Genomic DNA, 17661 nt, shown 5'->3' with positions numbered 1-17661 from the left:
CGCGACTCATGAGTGCTCGGTTATATGCGGGCCAATTGGTTGTGCGGTAGATTTTGTGTGTAGGCTTCTTCATTTGAAAATTATATCGCTGAAAAAGCCTTTACAGATAGGTTTGTGCAACAAAGCCCTTGGTTTGTATTTTGTGACAGAGTTTCTAATGGCTTTTAATACATCAAATTTATTAACCTCTTTGCCTAAAGATAGGTGATAACCTAAAACTACTCTTGTATAAACATCAATGAGTACAATTACCCAAACTCTATGAATAATTTTTTCAGTAAAATCACCCGAAAAGTCTGGTACAAGAATACAAAAGTGACCATCAAGAAGATGTGCATCCATTTCTACTCGTGATAATGGTGCGTCAATAGGTCTGTCAGTACCATCTCCTGTTGTAATTTTTTGACTGCTTTGCTTACCAAATACCTTCACTGCCTGTGCAGGGTTTTCTGCTAAAACCTTTTTTATGTACTTAGTAATAGTTACGTAACCTCTTTTGTCTGTGTCGAAAGGCCATTCTTGTTTGATTTCCAGCCCTAACTCTTTTAATTGGTTTAAAAACCACAACCATAATCCTTTGCTAGACTGATTTACGTAGTCAAGATTTTTTTGTCCTCTAGAATTGAGAATTTTATTATTAAAAGATTCTTTAACTTCTGGAAATCTTACAAATAAGGAATCTAATGCCCCACTACATCCATGTCCAAAGGAATTTGCTGATACCTTATTTTTTCTTTTATATCCATTAATATTGACATTAGGAATTAGTCCTCTCCAACCATAAATACGTCCATCTTGATGTGTTGCTAAACACCTCTCGGTAATAAGTCTGTATATGTATTTTTCTGAAAAGCCGGTTTCAATTTTTATCAAACTAGCATCATGCCCTCTTGCATACATCTCAACACCTTTTTTTCTGTTGATGTATTCAAGATATTTCTTTTTTTCTAATGCCCCTTCATCAAAAGTTGGCCATTCCACAATATCCTGAAGCGCTGCACCAATACGCCCTTTTCTTAAAGCAACAAAATTTGTCATTACCGAAACCACAAAAGGTACCTAGTAGGTACCATATTGAGTTTTTTTGTAAATGTCAATAACCTAAGAAATGACTATTAACTAACGAATTCGTATGAGCTTTCTTCAAAAAGATCCGCAGTATAAGCTGCGGCTCCCGGCAGATTTGAAAGAAAAAATTGAGCAATCTGCTCAAGAAAAAAATCGATCTATGAATGCCGATATCGTTGCGCGTTTACAAGATTCTTTTGATGTAGATATCAACTCCTTAAATACAGTACTAAAAGCAATAGAGGAATTAGTCAGCAAAAATATTTATTCAAATCGAAAGGCTCATTTATCAAACCGCCTTAACTTATTAAAGGATCAGTTTAATAGAATTGAAAAAAACTTATCTTCATCAGTAATTGCGTATAAAATCAATGAAGAATATGCGGAGCATGTTGATCTTTGGTTTAAAGGAAAATTAGAACCGTCTTTTTCGCAGTTAAGGAAAATAGCTCAATTATTTAATTGCAATGTTGAGTGGTTATTTCATGGCATAGGTCATCCTTTCACCATTCTAGAAGATAATTTTCCTCTCGATAATTCTGCCGCTATAGAATGGCTTAATAAGTCTCATAATTTATATAATCAACCAATAAAAATTTTGTTACTACGTAGTAAAGATGATCGTGGTGATTTTTATATTGTTAAAATATATGAATCTAACCTATTTGAAATTATTTTCATAAAAAATATAATATTAAACAAAATGTTATATGAGGACAATTTAAAAAATATTAAGATATTTTCTAATATCTTAAAGGATATAAATAAGAATTTAGAGTTAACTTCTTTAAGAAAAAAAATAAAAAGTTTTATCTTAAAAAATAATGATTTCGAAGAGTTGGTTGCTGGTAATATTCATCCTCTATCTGTACTTAATACTTATACCCCTTGGTGGGAAGATATTTGGGATGAAGGCTTCTATCACAACAATCAATATTGGGATGGTTGGATTGAGTTATGTGATAAAATTCATGAAGAATGAAAGATATGTAAATAGAATAGCTGTTTAAAGCTATTCTATTTACAATTTCTAAATCTTATATCATTTAATAGAGGTTTTTAAATTCACTCACTTTTATCTAAAATTTCAAATTTATCTGGATAATAAAACTGATCCAATCTCTTCATATAGACATCATGCACTAATAATGTAGCTTCATCTGTATGATGTTCTTTTTCTGATAAATCTAAACCATGCCCTAACTGAATTCCACCTAACTCGTTTAAGATATAACGATTATGGAAAGCATCACTTTGATCTGTTTCTTTAATTTGATAGATAGTTATTTCAAGAGTTTTAGCAGTATTATTCAAGCCTAATCGCAGTTGATTTTTAATATATTCAGGGCTTGGAGAACTATCTTGTCTGTTTTCTTTATAATAAATTTTCACAGAGGGATATGATGGATTTTTTTTGTGTTCAAATAAATTTAAAAGGCTTTTAATCACGTTTATAGCATTTTCCTTCCAACAATAAGCATCTATAATAATTAAATCCTTTGAACTAGAAACGACAAATTGAGAAATTATTTTTAGAAAATCATCATGTGTTCTATTGAAACTTACTTGTGAAGGCACATTCCAAAGATTCGAAAAAAAAATATTGTCAGGTGGAAGCCAGTCTGTAGTTGCAAGTTTGTTCTGAGTGACAATAGCCTTAAAAGGATTTAAATTATGTTCATATATAACTCTTTCATGCCATTCATTAGCATTAATTTGAGCAGATTCTCCAAGACGTTCTAGCATGCCTGCTTTATCTAAATATTCACAAAAACGATCAAAACGCTCTAGAACCTTTTGATCATTTATTTCATCTTTTAATTTAACTAATCCTTTAATAAATTTACGTTTTTTTTGGTTTGGAAATGTACTTATAAAACGAGGTGTACCAATACCAATACCATTTATACTTTTAAGCCAATTTAAATGGTTTTCATTTTCTAACCATTGTATGACAACTTTTGGATCTAAAGCATATTCATAAATCATTACAGAGCCTCGTCCAATCTTTCATGGAAGAAACCATTTGGCCATGGGTCTCTAAACTCTCCATCTTCATCCATGCGGATTCGTCTAACTTTCACACCATCTTTTGAGGGCTCTAAATAATTAATGATAACCTTATTATGACTAAAAGCCTTTAGTCCAACTGGAACTTCATTATCAGTATTCTGTCTAATACGTTTTCTGAGTCGTAAAATCAAATGTTCACTGTGCGTTTCAATCAAATAATTTACATGTTCAGTGTTTTGACTTAACAGATCACCAATAGCAACTTGTACTCGTGGGTGTAAATGAAGCTCGGGTTGTTCACATGCAACTAAACCACCCTTTTGGGTAATAGCAGCAACGATTAGAGGCATTAACTGGGATACACCAGTACCAATTTCATTTGGAAGAACTGATATATCATTTTTATAATCCCAAATCGTATAGCTGAGATTATCTATTCTTCTGCTTTCAGATTTTATTAAGCCAAGATCCAACATTAAAGATTTAGCTTCAAATTTATGCCCTTCCAAATCTCGATCTGGATACTCTAAATGAGCTTCTAAATATTTTTTAAGTTTCTTTAAAGTTGATAATTCTTCCTTGTAAATCTCTTCTCTTATCATCTTTTCAGTACGTGATAATAAATTCTTTAGTACCGATTTTCGTGCTGTCAAAGATACATGACCTATATTCACATAGTCTTTTACTAGTTTTATTAAATTTAAAAAAGCATCAACAAACTCAGGTCCAGCAGAATGAATCGTTTTCAGATTCTCATTAAGAGCACTAGTATCATGTTTTACCAACTTTAACACTTGATTCAATTGGTTTTTTGCTTTTGTATTACCTTTTAAAATTTTAGTCATCATATCAAAAACTAAATTTACATCAGTCTCATCGGTATCAATACTTTTAGTTAGTTCTTTAAACATTTCACGAACATTATTAAAGTTATCTACGTTTTTGAACTGACTAAAGATACTTTCAACCTTAATATTAATGCCATAACCTAAATTAAGCTTGTCTTCATCTAACATCCAGCTGTTAATTTTTTTTAAGTCAGCTATATCAGTCTTTAAAAGATTGCTCCATGCAGCACTACCATCATACCAATCTGATTGTTCTACATACGGTAAAGGCTGATAGTTTGCATCAATGATTTTTCGGATTGGACCGATACAAAGACTCTGATTTAAAATTGAAAGTAAATTATCTAATGGTGCTACGATGACATCCGATAGAATCTCATTGATGACTTCTATGAGCTTAGGGTCTTCCAGTTCTAATGTTGTCTTTAGCTTTTGACCCAGCTTAGGTAAAGCACCTTGTAAAACATCAATACCAATAGCTTGATGAATACCAACAAATCCACTTTCTAACATAAACATGTTATCTGACAGCGAATCATCAGCATCTTCATTTAAGATCTCATGAAATTGACTCAGGAAAGCTGAGTCAGATGTTGTATAAAATGATTCCGACTCATCAAAATCAATTCCATCAAAATCTATATTTGGATCTTCATGAATACTATCTTCAATTTCTTTATAGTACTGTTCAGCATTAACGCCATCTAAAAATGGGTGTATCTCTCCTCCCGCTTCTTTTACGTTCGCAATCCATTCAGCTTGATTATGTGGTTGAAGTAACTTATGGGCATAATTTAAAGCTGTAATAAAGGCTTGTTTAGAGCCTGATGTGCTGCTGACCTCAGCGATCAGACTATCGTCGAACCAAATTTTGTAAGTTTTGATATAGGCTGTTTTTTCAAATTTTGACCAGCTAATTTCAAATTCAATTGCAACTTTATTCGCATCAATAATTGGGCTACCCATTTGTAGGTCGATTACATCTCCCAAAATGTCAGCTAATTGAACGTAACTACTCCCAATCGCATCGCCCTTGTCATATTCAATTTTCAAGGTAATATTGGTATCCAGATCTCGCTTATGCACCAGGTTTTCAAAGCCACCAATATACTTTTTATTCAAAGCATCCAAGTACATTGGATTGCACTGCCCTTTAGACAGGATTTGCTGCAAATAGAACAATGCTTTCAGTACTGTGCTTTTACCAACACTGTTTGGACCAAAAAGTAAGGTCACAGGAGCAAACTCAATCGTTTGAGTTTGCTTAAATGCACGAAAGTTTGTTAGCGAGATTTTGGTTATTTTCATTACTCTACCGTTTAAATATTTTTAAAGCGTTCCATTAAATGCTTTTTGCTGTAAGGCTTTAAACAATTCATCATTTTGAACTAATTGCTTTTCTAACTTCAGTTTATGCTCACGTATAGCATGAACTTTTTTAGTGAATTGCTTTTGTAAATCACTTGGTGGAATTGGTAATCGAATCGATTGAAATTCTTTAGCATTGATATTTGCCATACCAATAATACTTTTACACATGCTTTGAAGTGTAGATTTACCCCAACTGGAATTTAGGAAACCTGATATATACTCAGGCATATATTCAGGAAGTGTTCTTCCTCTAACTAGATACCCAGCATAAGCCATTGGCTCAGGGCCATTGTAAACAGCAGTTTTACCAACTAACTCTTTACTATTCGTTCTGTTAAACAATATATCCCCTTGTTTAACTAAATATTTTTCATCAGCTTGGTCGGCAGTTATATACTTTAAGTCAGCTAAGTACATCTCACCTGAATAAGTAATATTATTCATACGTAAAATAGGCACTTCACCATCTAGGGTTGCTTTGTCTGATGAACCATATTTTACTGATTCCAACATGTCACCAATTTTTCCAATCTTCCAACCTTTTTCATTTTTGATTGGATCCCCGAACATATCAATAAACGTTGCTTGTAAAAGCTCATCTAGCTTTGCAATTGCCTGCTGACGTTTTTGGCGAATTTCATCGGCTTTATCTAGGATTGACGCAATTCGGCGTTGTTCTTCTAGTGGTGGCAATAAAATTGGAATTTCATCTAATTTTGCTTTAGTAATATGCTGTAAACCAACTCCCCCATGGGCTTGGCTGATGATATTACTCAATTGGCTGTTCAAAGCATATTTAAGATACTTTCTATCAACTACACTATTATCTACATCAACTCTAAAAATATGTTGATTTAAGTAGCCTTTTCCTCTATTCCATATAAATGCACCAAATGATGTGCCAGGTGTTCCAGACCAAGAAAATAGTAAATCATCAGTATCTACTACGAATTTTTCGTCAATATCCAAATTACAATAATTGAATGATTTCGTTACATCATTCAAATTTTGAATACGAATAATAGGTAGTCCTTGATCAGACCATTCTTCGGGCTTAAAAGCTCTGCCATTTCTTAATTTGCAAATATCACCTAACCGTTTAAAAATCATCTAATCAACTCCTCAAGCTCATTCATCCCTTGAAGAATTTCATTTTCTAACTGTTTCAGTTCAGCCAAAATCATTTTTGGATCTGCATATTCAACCGTTTCATACACCACTTTTTTATAACGGTTAATCGAAAAATCGAACTTATTGGCAATAATATCTTTGGCATCTACCACAAAAGCTTTTTTCGATTTATCACCTAACGCTGTTGTAATTTCTTCAGCAGAAGCATTATTTAACACAAGCTGACGATACGCTTTCCACTGTGCAACTACATCAGGTAAATCATTCGCACACTCACCGCTCAGAGGCGTACGCTTATCATCTAAAGAATAACCATCTGCTTGAACATCATAGAACCAAACACGCTCAGTCGAACCGCCTTTGGTAAACAGTAAAACCGCAGTACTGACACCCGCATACGGCTTAAACACACCGCTTGGTAAGCTGATAATGCCCTCAAGTTGGTTGTTTTCAATCATGCTTTTACGCAGTTGTTGGTGCGCACTCGAAGAACCAAATAAAACACCATCAGGTACAATCACAGCCGCACGACCACCCAACTTTAAGGCACGTAAAATATGCGCCACAAACAACAATTCAGTTTTCTTGGTTTTCACCATTTTCAGCAAAGGCGGATTAATGTTGGATTCATCCAAACTGCCCTTAAAAGGAGGGTTTGCCAAAATCACATCAAAGAAGTTTTCTTCTTGCTGTGGATAATGCTCTTTAATGGACTTATTTAAACTGTCTTGGTACAAAATATTGGCATTGGTCACACCGTGTAATGCCATATTCATACTCGAAACACGGAGCATAGTGCTGTCAAAGTCGAAGCCCCAGAACATATCGTGATTGATATGATCCATATAGGGCGTCAGCAAGTCACCAAGGTAATTTTTATTGCCATCTTCATCGACAACCACGCCGTATTCACTTGAATGTTGGCGGTTTAAATATTCACGGGTACGTGCCAAAAAGCCTGCTGTACCACAAGCAGGGTCACACACGTTTTCTGTTGGTTGCGGATCCATGATTTCAATCATGGTATCAATCACATGGCGCGGTGTACGGAATTGACCGTTAATCCCTGCAGTGGTGAGTTTACTGAGTAAATACTCGTAGATGTCTCCTTTCACATCGCTCTGAATCAATGGCAATTGATCAACCATCTTCACTGCAGACACCAATACCGATTCATTTTTAATTTCTAAATCGGCATCTTGCATGTATTCGCTGATGCTACTAAAGCCTTGCTCAGTAGACTTTTTGCTACCTAACTCTGCAAAAAATGGAAAAACTTTGCTTTTTAAATGCTGATGTAATTCTTTACCACTTAAATTTTTAAAATTTTTCCAACGTAATAATTGACCTTCAGGTGTTTGTGGGAACAAACGTCCTGTCACCGTCAAACCTTTAGCTGCTTTGTTGTCGGCAACGTCTTCTTGCATGTCCAACATACGGGCAAACATCAGGTAGCTGATTTGCTCAATCACGGTTAAAGGATTGGTAATGCCTCCGGTCCAAAATTTTTCCCAAAGTTTATCAATATCGTTTCGAATAGATCCAGTTAGCATAGCAATTCCAATAACAGCAAAGTTTTCATCAGTTTAATCGAGCAGGTGTTTTATATTAAGCAATACGCTGCTCAGGTGGTTGTTTTTTAACAAAGGGTTTCATCACATGGATGAGATCTGTTACATCATCCGGTGTAAACAGACCATCTAGACTCTCAGGATGAACCCCTGTAAAAGGTGCTTCATATAATTTATCAATAATGATACCGCCATTTTGAGAAATGTAAGCTTGCAATAAATTTAAAAATTGCACTTGTCGAGCAGTCAATTGCGAATGGTTGTATAAGAACTCTCTAAAGTATTGCTCCACCGCCTTAGGATCTAAACCAACGATCTCTTGAATGGTTAGATGCAATTCGGCTGCTGTACGACCATAAAACTTGTTGAGCACGTCAATTTCAATGTTCGGATGTTCAGACAATACAGTTGAAGTGAGCATCTGTAATTCACCTTCTTCGACTGGTTGTTGCTGGCGAATTTTCTGTAATACTGTGTTGCTCTCAATCATTTGATCTAAAATTTCTTTCAGCTTTTTACGATAAAGCATTGCTTCGTTATTGCTGAGTTTAATATCTTTTTCAATGATTTGAACTTCACCATCTTGGGTCGTTGTCGTTGGTGTTGCCCATGCACCACCTACTGTATTTCCTGCTTGTTTAAACTGCATCAATAACCGCAGTTCAAGTCGCAGTTGCTCTAATTTACTGACCGTAATATCTGACCAATAGGCATTGGTTTGCGCCGCCTTAATCAGCTCCGCCTTTTGTCGGACTGCCTGAATGTTCACAGCTAGAGATGAAACTTCAGTAATAACTTGCGCTTTATAAGTTTCATAAGAACTAGATTTACGAATTAAACTTTCTTGAGTCTGTGCAATCAGCTTATCAAATGCAATTGCCTCTTTTTCTTTCAGTACACGTGCATCCATTAAGGGTGCAATTTTGTCCAGTAAAATATGCTGCGTGGAGGCACTAAACTCTTTAATCAACTGGGTTTGTTGTAACTGATGTACGATACGTAAGAGCTTCTTAACGGTCACGCTATCATTTGGTAAATCATTAATATCAGCGGCGAGCAGATTGGTTGCAATCTCAAAACCATCAATGTCGCTATGGATTAAAGCAGCTTTGGCAAAATCCAACTTAGCAAGGAAAGTCGACTGCAATAAAGAAACCGATTTAACATCTTCCGGCTCTTCATATTCCTCTTCAAAATATTTAAAGTTGCCATAATGATCGAAAATCAAAAATTCTTTTTTGTCTTTACCTGGACCAAATAGATTTTCACAAAGGCGTGTACCACGACCAATCATCTGCCAGAATTTCACCCAAGACATGACAGGTTTAGCAAAGACTAAATTAACCACTTCTGGAACATCGATTCCTGTATCGAGCATATCCACTGAAATGGCAATTCGAAAATCATTATTCGGTTCTTTAAACTCTGTAATCAGGTTATCTACCTTGTGAATCTTGTTATGAATCACCTTACATACCCGCGCACCATACTGAGGATAAAGCTTACAAAACAGTTGTTCTAGATGCTCTGCATGATCTTGGCGTTGCGCAAAAATGATTGTTTTACCAATTAAACTTCCGGTGGCATCTTTAATGCCATTTTCCATCAGATTTTGCAAAATAAAAGTGTCTGTTGATTCACTAAAAATCTTCTTACCAATCTGATTACCTTTAATGGTCGTTTGCTTGGCAACATCTTCCCCTAAATCATCTTCGAGTTGTTTCTTTTGCTCTTCAGAAAGTTGATTATAGTCGATCCCATCACGTAAGAATTCTGTCGTGACATCTTTGACTTTGAATGGAACCAAGTAAGGAGGTTCATTTTCAATGGCTTTGTCTAAGCCAAATTCAAAGGTCGGTTGCGTATCAGTACAGTCAAACATTTTAAACGTGTTACGACTAATAAACTTAACTGGTGTTGCTGTTAGACCGACTTGTAGCGCATCAAAATAGTCGAATAGATCTTTATAACGATTATAAATACTGCGGTGACTTTCATCGGCAATGATTAAATCAAAGAACCCCACATCGAACTGGGCAAAGCGATTCATCATGCCTGGATAAGTTGCAATATAAATACGAGAATCTGTGGGTACTTTATTTGTTGCGCCAATCACACAACGTGGTTCACTCCTCAAGAAGTCCTTAAAAGCATCATCTGCTTGTTTACGTAATTCTCGACGATCACATAAAAATAAAATACGCTGAGCCCAATGTTCACGAATGAGTAATTCCGACAAGGCAATTGCTACACGGGTTTTACCTGTACCTGTGGCTTGAATGATTAAAGCTTTACGACCTTGATCTTTAAATTTACGGCTTAAGGTTTTAATGGCTTCAATTTGATACGGACGCTCAACAATGGATAAGTCCGGATTATTACGCTCTAATTCTTTGTTGGCATATTGATGTTTAAAGCGTAAATTCTCCAAGCTTTTAAAACTATAAAAACCATAAATTTGGCGATAGCTGCTATATCGTGCATCGTCCCAAATATAGGTTTCATAACCATTACTATAAAAAATGACTGGACGCTTAAAGCCCATGTCTTCCAAAGCATCTGCATAATGTCGAGCTTGCTCTCGGCCCTGATGCACACTGACACTAGCTTTTTTAGCCTCTAAGACCGCAATAGGCTGACCTTCTAAATCAAAAAACACATAGTCAACAAAGCCTTTTTGCCCATCGCGCATGTCTACAGGAAATTCGAGCTGAACCTGCTGTGGATCGGTAATATCCCAACCCGCGGTTAACACCATATTATCAATGATAAATTTACGCGTCTTTTCTTCATTCCACTGTAAGCTGTGGGCAACATGGGTACTTCTCGCACGTTTTTGTTGAGCGAGTTCGGTACTGATTTTTTCTACTTTTAGGTTCTTTAAACGCTCTTTATCTAATTCTTCTCTTAACTTTTGATTCTCTTCATACTGTAAATTGAGCTCTTTTTCAGTCGCAGAATGCTTTTCAATATTTTTAAATGTAGGTAGAGCTTCATTGGAAACTTTACAGTAGTTCACCATCAGATACTGCCCGATTCCAAAGGCTGTACCTAAGCAAGCAAAAGCTGTTTTTTGATTACCCAAAGCACCATGCGCCGTCAAGTTACCTTGTTGGCGTAAGTAATCTAACTTATACAGGAGCGACGGGGTAATACTATTTTGAAAGTCTGATGCAAATAGCAGATCTGCAAAATTTGCTTTTGCGATACGGGGCAATGATTCAAACTCATAAATTGACTTTACCACCTCTTCTGCAAATGAGCGCAAACGTGTTGTTGTGCTTCCCGGGTCTGTATAAATCACAGCTTCCGCAAGCGCACCCAAATCTGCTAAAAGTGAAAATTTTTCTCTTAAAAACTCAAAGTTCTGAGATTGCACCACAACCCTCTCTTATAATTTATTCATATAAAGTCAATAAGTTATTAACTTAACACAAATTAAGTCAGCACATCCCTACTCAATTCTTCGAAAAGTTAAATTAAATCTGGATTTCAATATTTTTTTGCGTTTAGGAACAGCATGTTCCCAAAAATGTTGCATCTCGCCAGACATAATTAGCAGGCTCCCATGCTGCAATGGAACCGTAAACTTCATATTATGGTCTTTAGTATTGCGAACCTGAAAATCTCGAGTTTCACCAAAATTTACCGATGCTATCGTTGGATTTTTACCTAATTCAGGTTCATCATCTGTATGCCAATTTAGATAATCTTCACCATCTCTATACCAATTTAATAACACACTATTAAATTTTGTATTGGCAACTTTTTCAATCTGCTCCTTAATATAGAGTAGTCCTTTATTCCAAGGATTAGGTTCAGATAAAATGCCTGAATACTTGTAGGCTTTACCAGGATCACCATACCAACTTGTCAAACGTGGTAAAGGGATTTTTTTACCATATAAGCGAATGGAATCCTGCTTCCACAAAATATTGGTAAAGTGAATTTCCTTAAAAGAATTTTCATCTACCTCTTTCCAATTCACCTCATTCAAAGCATAACGATCATTTTCTAGAAAATATTCGACTGTACGATCGCTGATTTTCTTTGAAAAAAAGTGAGGTACATAAAAAAGTTGACCATGTGGGATCTCAATAACAAACCCTTGTAATTCTTGATTCCAAGCATAGGAAAATCCTACCCCTTCCGGAATATCAAATGGCAGTTTATGCACAGAATTTTCTTCTAAAGTATCAAATAAATCAGCCATTTACTTTATCTCAACTTTTACACAAAAGTAGATATGTTTCATATTGCGATCATCTACAAAACGTGCTAGTTCCGCATGTGTAATTGACAATTGTTCACCATTATCAGGTTCTGAATCTAATAAAGCATTATATAAGGCTTCAAGTCGTGGTGAACCACCATAATAATTGCGATCATTGCTTACTACAATAAAGTAATGGGTTCCCCCATTTTTTAAAATTTTATTAAATAATTCAAATTGATCGAAACCTTCTACGTCTAAGATATTAGAGAATAAATGTACATTCATACGTTCATTATCAATAGAAAGGTCATTTTCTTCCACATCATCTAGTTCTTTATTGATAAGTGTTAGCTCAGCTTCAGGAGCTTTACAACCAATGATACTTTCAGCACGCTTAATTGCGACTTCAGATGGTTCAACTAAAGTAATATGTTTTACTTCCTCTTGTAATCCGATTGCTTTTTCCAGTAAAAGCAAAGTGGCTAGTCCCTGACCACAACCATAATCAAAGATATGTACAATCTCATCATTATTATCATTTAGCATATCTAGTGTTTTGGATACAACAACATCCCACTGACGTTGCACCATAGGCCCATAAGAATATAAATATTGATTGAGTAAATTTGGACTAGGAATAATTGCACGACCTCGATTTAGTTCTGGTTGGTTATTAGTGTCAATACCTGCAAAACTGCGTAGAGAATTAAAATCCAAACTTGACGTTGTTAAAGTTTTATTTTGAATTGCGTTGATAACTAAATCGTTCATAATCGTATCCTAAATTTTTTAAAATTCATTTGTATGGACACATCATATTTCGATTAAAAAAGTAAGTTTTGATTCTGCAAGCTTACTAAGAAATTGGAACGTAATACTGTTTTAAAGCACGAATACTTGCTAAATTTTTATCAAGTATTCGCTATAACTTCGTAAGCTTACGAAAGTTTTTCTGAAAGATAGAAAAATTAAATCACATTGTCTTTAAAACTATTTCTAATAATGATTTGCTCAGCTTCAACTGGTAAATAAAATGGCATACCCCTTCCATTTTGTTTAGGCATAATCTTCGCAGCAAGTTCAATGCCTAATTGCTTTTCTAATTGTCTTTTAAGCTTTGATTTAGTGGTATCAAAAAATTCTTTATTCACTTCAAGTGACGTATCACTATCTTTTAGTTCATCATAATGCGTTAAGTATTCAAATGTGAGTTCCTGAATAATTTGAATCTCTGCATCGCTATTTTTTCCTTTTTGAGATCCTGTTGGTGCTTTGATTCCAGGTTTGGCTTTCTGCTTGCAATCAGCAAACCACATAAGCATTGCCATTTCTCTTGGAGGCAAATCAGCTCTAATCTTGCCATTAATTTCAATATAACGGTGAGTTACATTGATTTCCAGATTCACCTTTTGATTTGACTGGTTAATTTGTTCTACCACATCAGAAAATTGATAGTTATTCATTTTTAAAGGATGTGTATCTGGTAAAACATTTCTTAAACGTACAAATGGAATATTTGCTAAAAAAACTTTCGCATCTTTCGCATTAAGTCGTTCCTGAGAATTGTACTTTGCAACATAATATTCACCAGGAGTTGGGTAATAGAAATTTTCTGCAAATTCAAACTCTTCTGAAATTAAAACATGTGACATGTTATCTTGAGCTCGTCCATATAGAGATAATGCATATCCCGCATAGAATCCCATCGTTTTACGCCCACCAGCAATTGAAACATGAAGTTTAGTGTTTTCATCTTCAGTAAATTTTTTGATCAGTTTGCAAGTTTCATTTGCAGCAAGCTCATTATCATCGAGGGTTTTTAGATCTTCTAATTCTTGCCCTTGATGTGAAATGACATGTAATGTTGAATCATCAAATTTAATATTTGGTAAGTTGTAATCCTTTAGCAGCTGATCAAAGATTCCATCTTGAAAAAGACGTGAACGTATTTGTATCTTACCTTTTGCGGTAGTAAGTACGTGGATTTCTGTAGGAATCCATTTATCACTATTTTCGGGATCAGCAGCCAATGCATATAAAGTTTCAGTAATGATCTGAGGTGTCATTCCCGTAACTAAAAATAAGATATTCTGTTGCATACAGTTCTGCTCTCTAACTATGAACTATTCTGTTTTCAGCTATTACTTAACTTCTAATATTAGATTAACTTAATTAGAAAGCTTTTCTTAACCTTTCATTGCCTTACCAAGTAAATTTGAAACAAAAACTCTGAATACTTTTAAATTTCAATTTGAATAATAACTCGCATACTTTATTAAAATGGATTGTTGTAAGCTTGTAAAACCATTCTTAAAATTGGCATTTCGCATATATTTCATTGTACACAGTTTGATTTAAGGACGGATAAAATGACTATCTCTATGAACTTTGAACAATTAAGCTTAGGGTTCAGTAAGCATGCTGTGAAAAGATCTTCACAACGAGGTATCAAACCAAGATACGTTGCTAATATCTTAAAATTCGGACGAAAAAATTACCAAAATGGTGCTGTCATTACACTGGTTAGAAATGAAGATTTTCGATTGATAAGATATTGATAATAAAACGTTTATAAGAGTTAAAAATTTAGTTAATTCTTCATAAAAGTTACAAAATTAGTTAAAAAGTAATTAACTAAAACCATGGATAAAAAATTATATCTGATTGATTTATATGTTTTTCATTAGTAACAACTTTAGTTAAGTGAACGGCTCTTGCACATCAACTGTATTCAAATTGCTATGTTCCTAAGCTTCGCTAAAAATAAATTTGTCCTGCCACAATCCTTAGGCAAGAAAAAGCCATAACAATTGTTGTTATGGCTGTACATATGTATTTCTATATTTAAATCAGTCCACTGTTTTCCTGATTGTTGATTTAGGAAGATTTGATTTCCTCACTACTAAATACTTTAGTCTTTTGCTCTATTTGATCTGGCTTTAAAAATGATGATGCAATAATCGCAATCACTGCAAAGCCTGAAATATAGGCAATAATTAAATTAGGGCTTCCATCACCAATACTTAGCAATTTCGTCGCGATTAATGGTGCTAAACCACCACCTAGCACGCCTGCAAATTGAACTGAGATTGAAATACCGCTATAACGTATTTCTGCTGGAAATTGGCGCGAAAATAACTGTGACTGCGGCGCATACATCAAAGGAAAAACTACACCAATACCAATCACAATGGCCGTCCAAACCAATACTGGATCTTTAGTATTTAACATCGCAAAAAATGGATAGCTGTATAAAGCCAGTACGCATAAACCAAATCTAAACATGTTTTTTTGCCCAACTTTATCAGACAAATGTCCAAAAATTGGCGTAATAACCATGATGACTGCAGCACCACAAATCGTTGCAAACAAGATATCTTGCCTAGGAATATTTAGCTGTGTGGTGGTATAGGCTAAAGCAAATGTCGATGCCAAATAGAACCAAGCATTTTCAGCAGCTCGAGATAAAATAATCGTAATCAACTGCTTAGGATGATTCTTAAATACCTGTTTTGCTGGAACTTTAATTGTTTCGGTTTGCGCTTTAACTTTTTCAAAGTCTGGCGACTCAGGCACTTTCACACGAATATACCAACCTACAGCCAGTAAAATAATGCTGGCTAAAAATGGTAGACGCCAACCCCAGCTAAATAACGCTTCTTCAGGTAACATTGAGACTAAGCCTAAAGCTACCGAAGCGAGCAATAAACCACCACCTGTACTGGCTTGCGGTAAACTTCCCCAAAAGCCTTTTTTACCCGCTGGCGCATGCTCTACCGCCATGAGGACTGCTCCGCCCCATTCTCCACCCATGGCCATGCCCTGTATAAATCTTAAAATAATTAAACAGACCGTTGCCCAATAACCAATGGTTTCAAATGTCGGTAACAACCCAATCATCACCGTTGGAATACCCATCAACATTAATGTGACCAATAACATTGATTTACGACCGATTTTATCGCCAAAATGACCAAAAACAATGCCACCAAGTGGTCGACCAATAAAGCCTACAGCATAAGTGGCAAATGCTGCCAATACGCCAGTTAATGGATCAAGATTTGGGAAAAAAAGTCGATTGAAAATGAGTGCTGCGGCAGCACCATAGATAAAAAAGTCATACCATTCGATGGTTGTACCCACCATGCTGGAAATACCCGCTAAACGATGCGAGGACTTAGCTGGTGGAGCTGTGTTTCCCTGTACATTTTGCATTGTTATCTTCCTTATTCTGCAAGATATTTCTACGTTGCATTTTCACGATGCTTGATTTGTATGATGATTTTCTTCATGAAAATCAATATTTTTAGATCTTATATGTGTTTAATTTACGCTGAGTCACTGGTTCATATCGAACATAAAATCAAATATGAATATTGACCAAGGGTTTGAACCGTTAAAAATATAAACCTACTGATTAAATAGATATTTCCTCCATTATTTTGTCTAAAGTCGGACTGGACTGTTGCCACTTTGGCTGTTTGTCTTTATCCACAATTAATGCACGCACACCTTCAACAATATCGCCATGTTGAAACCAAACGTCTTGTAAATGTCGTTCAATTTGCATGCATTGCTTTAGTGAAAGACCTCGACCTAAATGTTGGAGTTGCAAACTGATCCTTTTCGCGATTGGAGATCGTTGTTCCAAGGTATTGCGTATTTTTAACGCCCACGCTTGAGCATCATTATGCTGTTCATTTTCAAGACTATTTTCAATGGCATCAATGCTCTCAAAACCAAAATGCTTACGAATTAAATCTGCATTTTGACTGAGTTCACTTTCCACTGGTCGAGTAATATATTTCGCAATCAATTGTTCAATATTTTCTTTGCTGAGATGCTTGGAATTTCTTAAATCTTCTTCTAATTGAACAAGTTGCTCACTCGGAACATGGTAGTCAATCAAATCTAGATACAACGCATCGCTAGCACTGATTTGATCGCCCGTAGTTGCCATGTACACACCAATATCATCTAAACGTGATAAAAAGTGTGTCGCAGCCACATCTGGGAAAAATCCAATGGCAGTTTCAGGCATGGCAAATCTAGACTTTTCGCTGCTGACAAGCACATGACATGCTTGGGCTAAGCCAAATCCACCGCCAAGTACATAGCCATCGAGTATGACAATAATGGGTTTTTCATACGAACGAATGGTGTTCAGCATTTCATACTCAGCTTGAAAATAAGCTTGATGATCATCTCTACCATTCATATAACTATCATAGAGATAGCGAATATCTCCACCTGCACAAAATGCTTTGGGACTATTTGAGCGAATAAGTACGGCATGAATATTGGTTTGATCAGCCCATAGTCCTAATTGCTGTTGAATCCCCTGAATCATTTCCAAAGACAAGGCATTTAAACTTGCCACGCGATCTAAACTGATTTGGCCTAAATGTCCATGTTCTTCAATCATTAAGTTATTTGTACTCAT

General features: G+C 35.4%; 12 protein-coding genes. 1 reads left to right on the top strand and 11 read right to left on the bottom strand.

The window, feature by feature from the left end; translation table 11 throughout:
• Window positions 1–69: 69 nt before the first annotated feature.
• On the bottom strand, window positions 70–1038 hold the full coding sequence (locus tag FTT92_RS15720) for a hypothetical protein (protein WP_180172588.1): 969 nt from the start codon (window positions 1036–1038) through the stop codon (window positions 70–72).
• Between the two features lie 94 nt (window positions 1039–1132).
• On the opposite strand from FTT92_RS15720, the gene FTT92_RS15715 reads away from it, so the two are divergent.
• Window positions 1133–2050 (top strand): Arc family DNA-binding protein, encoded by a 918-nt coding sequence (locus tag FTT92_RS15715; RefSeq protein ID WP_180172587.1) that lies wholly within the window; start codon window positions 1133–1135, stop codon window positions 2048–2050.
• Between the two features lie 83 nt (window positions 2051–2133).
• On the opposite strand, the gene FTT92_RS15710 is transcribed toward FTT92_RS15715, so the two are convergent.
• The 10 genes from FTT92_RS15710 to FTT92_RS15665 all read right to left on the bottom strand — a co-directional run bounded on the left by FTT92_RS15710 (window position 2134) and on the right by FTT92_RS15665 (window position 17661).
• Window positions 2134–3057 (bottom strand): hypothetical protein, encoded by a 924-nt coding sequence (locus FTT92_RS15710; protein ID WP_180172586.1) that lies wholly within the window; start codon window positions 3055–3057, stop codon window positions 2134–2136.
• Window positions 3057–5237, bottom strand: coding sequence for an AAA family ATPase (locus FTT92_RS15705; protein ID WP_180172585.1), 2181 nt, complete (start codon window positions 5235–5237; stop codon window positions 3057–3059). The genes FTT92_RS15710 and FTT92_RS15705 overlap by 1 nt, the downstream gene beginning before the upstream one ends.
• A gap of 21 nt (window positions 5238–5258) precedes the next feature.
• On the bottom strand, window positions 5259–6410 hold the full coding sequence (locus FTT92_RS15700; RefSeq protein ID WP_180172584.1) for a restriction endonuclease subunit S: 1152 nt from the start codon (window positions 6408–6410) through the stop codon (window positions 5259–5261).
• Window positions 6407–7984: a class I SAM-dependent DNA methyltransferase gene (locus FTT92_RS15695; protein ID WP_180172583.1), complete on the bottom strand. Its 1578-nt coding sequence runs from the start codon at window positions 7982–7984 to the stop codon at window positions 6407–6409. Before FTT92_RS15695 ends, FTT92_RS15700 begins: the two co-directional genes overlap by 4 nt.
• A 55-nt stretch (window positions 7985–8039) precedes the next feature.
• Window positions 8040–11384, bottom strand: coding sequence for a DEAD/DEAH box helicase family protein (locus FTT92_RS15690; protein ID WP_373684126.1), 3345 nt, complete (start codon window positions 11382–11384; stop codon window positions 8040–8042).
• Window positions 11385–11456: 72 nt separating this feature from the next.
• Window positions 11457–12215: an alpha-ketoglutarate-dependent dioxygenase AlkB gene (locus FTT92_RS15685; RefSeq protein WP_180172582.1), complete on the bottom strand. Its 759-nt coding sequence runs from the start codon at window positions 12213–12215 to the stop codon at window positions 11457–11459.
• The gene (locus FTT92_RS15680) at window positions 12216–12989 is read right to left on the bottom strand and encodes a class I SAM-dependent methyltransferase (protein WP_180172581.1); all 774 of its coding nucleotides are present in this window, start codon (window positions 12987–12989) and stop codon (window positions 12216–12218) included.
• 197 nt (window positions 12990–13186) lie between these two features.
• On the bottom strand, window positions 13187–14317 hold the full coding sequence (csm6, locus tag FTT92_RS15675) for a CRISPR-associated ring nuclease Csm6 (RefSeq protein ID WP_180172580.1): 1131 nt from the start codon (window positions 14315–14317) through the stop codon (window positions 13187–13189).
• 778 nt (window positions 14318–15095) lie between these two features.
• On the bottom strand, window positions 15096–16433 hold the full coding sequence (locus tag FTT92_RS15670; protein ID WP_180107902.1) for an MFS transporter: 1338 nt from the start codon (window positions 16431–16433) through the stop codon (window positions 15096–15098).
• Between the two features lie 202 nt (window positions 16434–16635).
• Window positions 16636–17661: an enoyl-CoA hydratase/isomerase family protein gene (locus FTT92_RS15665; RefSeq protein WP_180172579.1), complete on the bottom strand. Its 1026-nt coding sequence runs from the start codon at window positions 17659–17661 to the stop codon at window positions 16636–16638.

The organism is Acinetobacter sp. YH12023 (assembly GCF_013420135.1).
Classification (GTDB): Bacteria; Pseudomonadota; Gammaproteobacteria; order Pseudomonadales; family Moraxellaceae; genus Acinetobacter; species Acinetobacter amyesii.
The sequence above is the reverse complement of the archived record's forward strand: the minus strand, read 5'-3'. Positions and strand labels throughout refer to the sequence as shown.

Coding starts and splice junctions, on each gene's coding strand:
- FTT92_RS15720 (WP_180172588.1), bottom strand. CDS start 1,038: ATGACAAATTTTGTTGCTTTAAGAAAAGGGCGTATTGGTGCAGCGCTT.
- FTT92_RS15715 (WP_180172587.1), top strand. CDS start 1,133: ATGAGCTTTCTTCAAAAAGATCCGCAGTATAAGCTGCGGCTCCCGGCA.
- FTT92_RS15710 (WP_180172586.1), bottom strand. CDS start 3,057: ATGATTTATGAATATGCTTTAGATCCAAAAGTTGTCATACAATGGTTA.
- FTT92_RS15705 (WP_180172585.1), bottom strand. CDS start 5,237: ATGAAAATAACCAAAATCTCGCTAACAAACTTTCGTGCATTTAAGCAA.
- FTT92_RS15700 (WP_180172584.1), bottom strand. CDS start 6,410: ATGATTTTTAAACGGTTAGGTGATATTTGCAAATTAAGAAATGGCAGA.
- FTT92_RS15695 (WP_180172583.1), bottom strand. CDS start 7,984: ATGCTAACTGGATCTATTCGAAACGATATTGATAAACTTTGGGAAAAA.
- FTT92_RS15685 (WP_180172582.1), bottom strand. CDS start 12,215: ATGGCTGATTTATTTGATACTTTAGAAGAAAATTCTGTGCATAAACTG.
- FTT92_RS15680 (WP_180172581.1), bottom strand. CDS start 12,989: ATGAACGATTTAGTTATCAACGCAATTCAAAATAAAACTTTAACAACG.
- csm6 (WP_180172580.1), bottom strand. CDS start 14,317: ATGCAACAGAATATCTTATTTTTAGTTACGGGAATGACACCTCAGATC.
- FTT92_RS15670 (WP_180107902.1), bottom strand. CDS start 16,433: ATGCAAAATGTACAGGGAAACACAGCTCCACCAGCTAAGTCCTCGCAT.
- FTT92_RS15665 (WP_180172579.1), bottom strand. CDS start 17,661: ATGAGTACAAATAACTTAATGATTGAAGAACATGGACATTTAGGCCAA.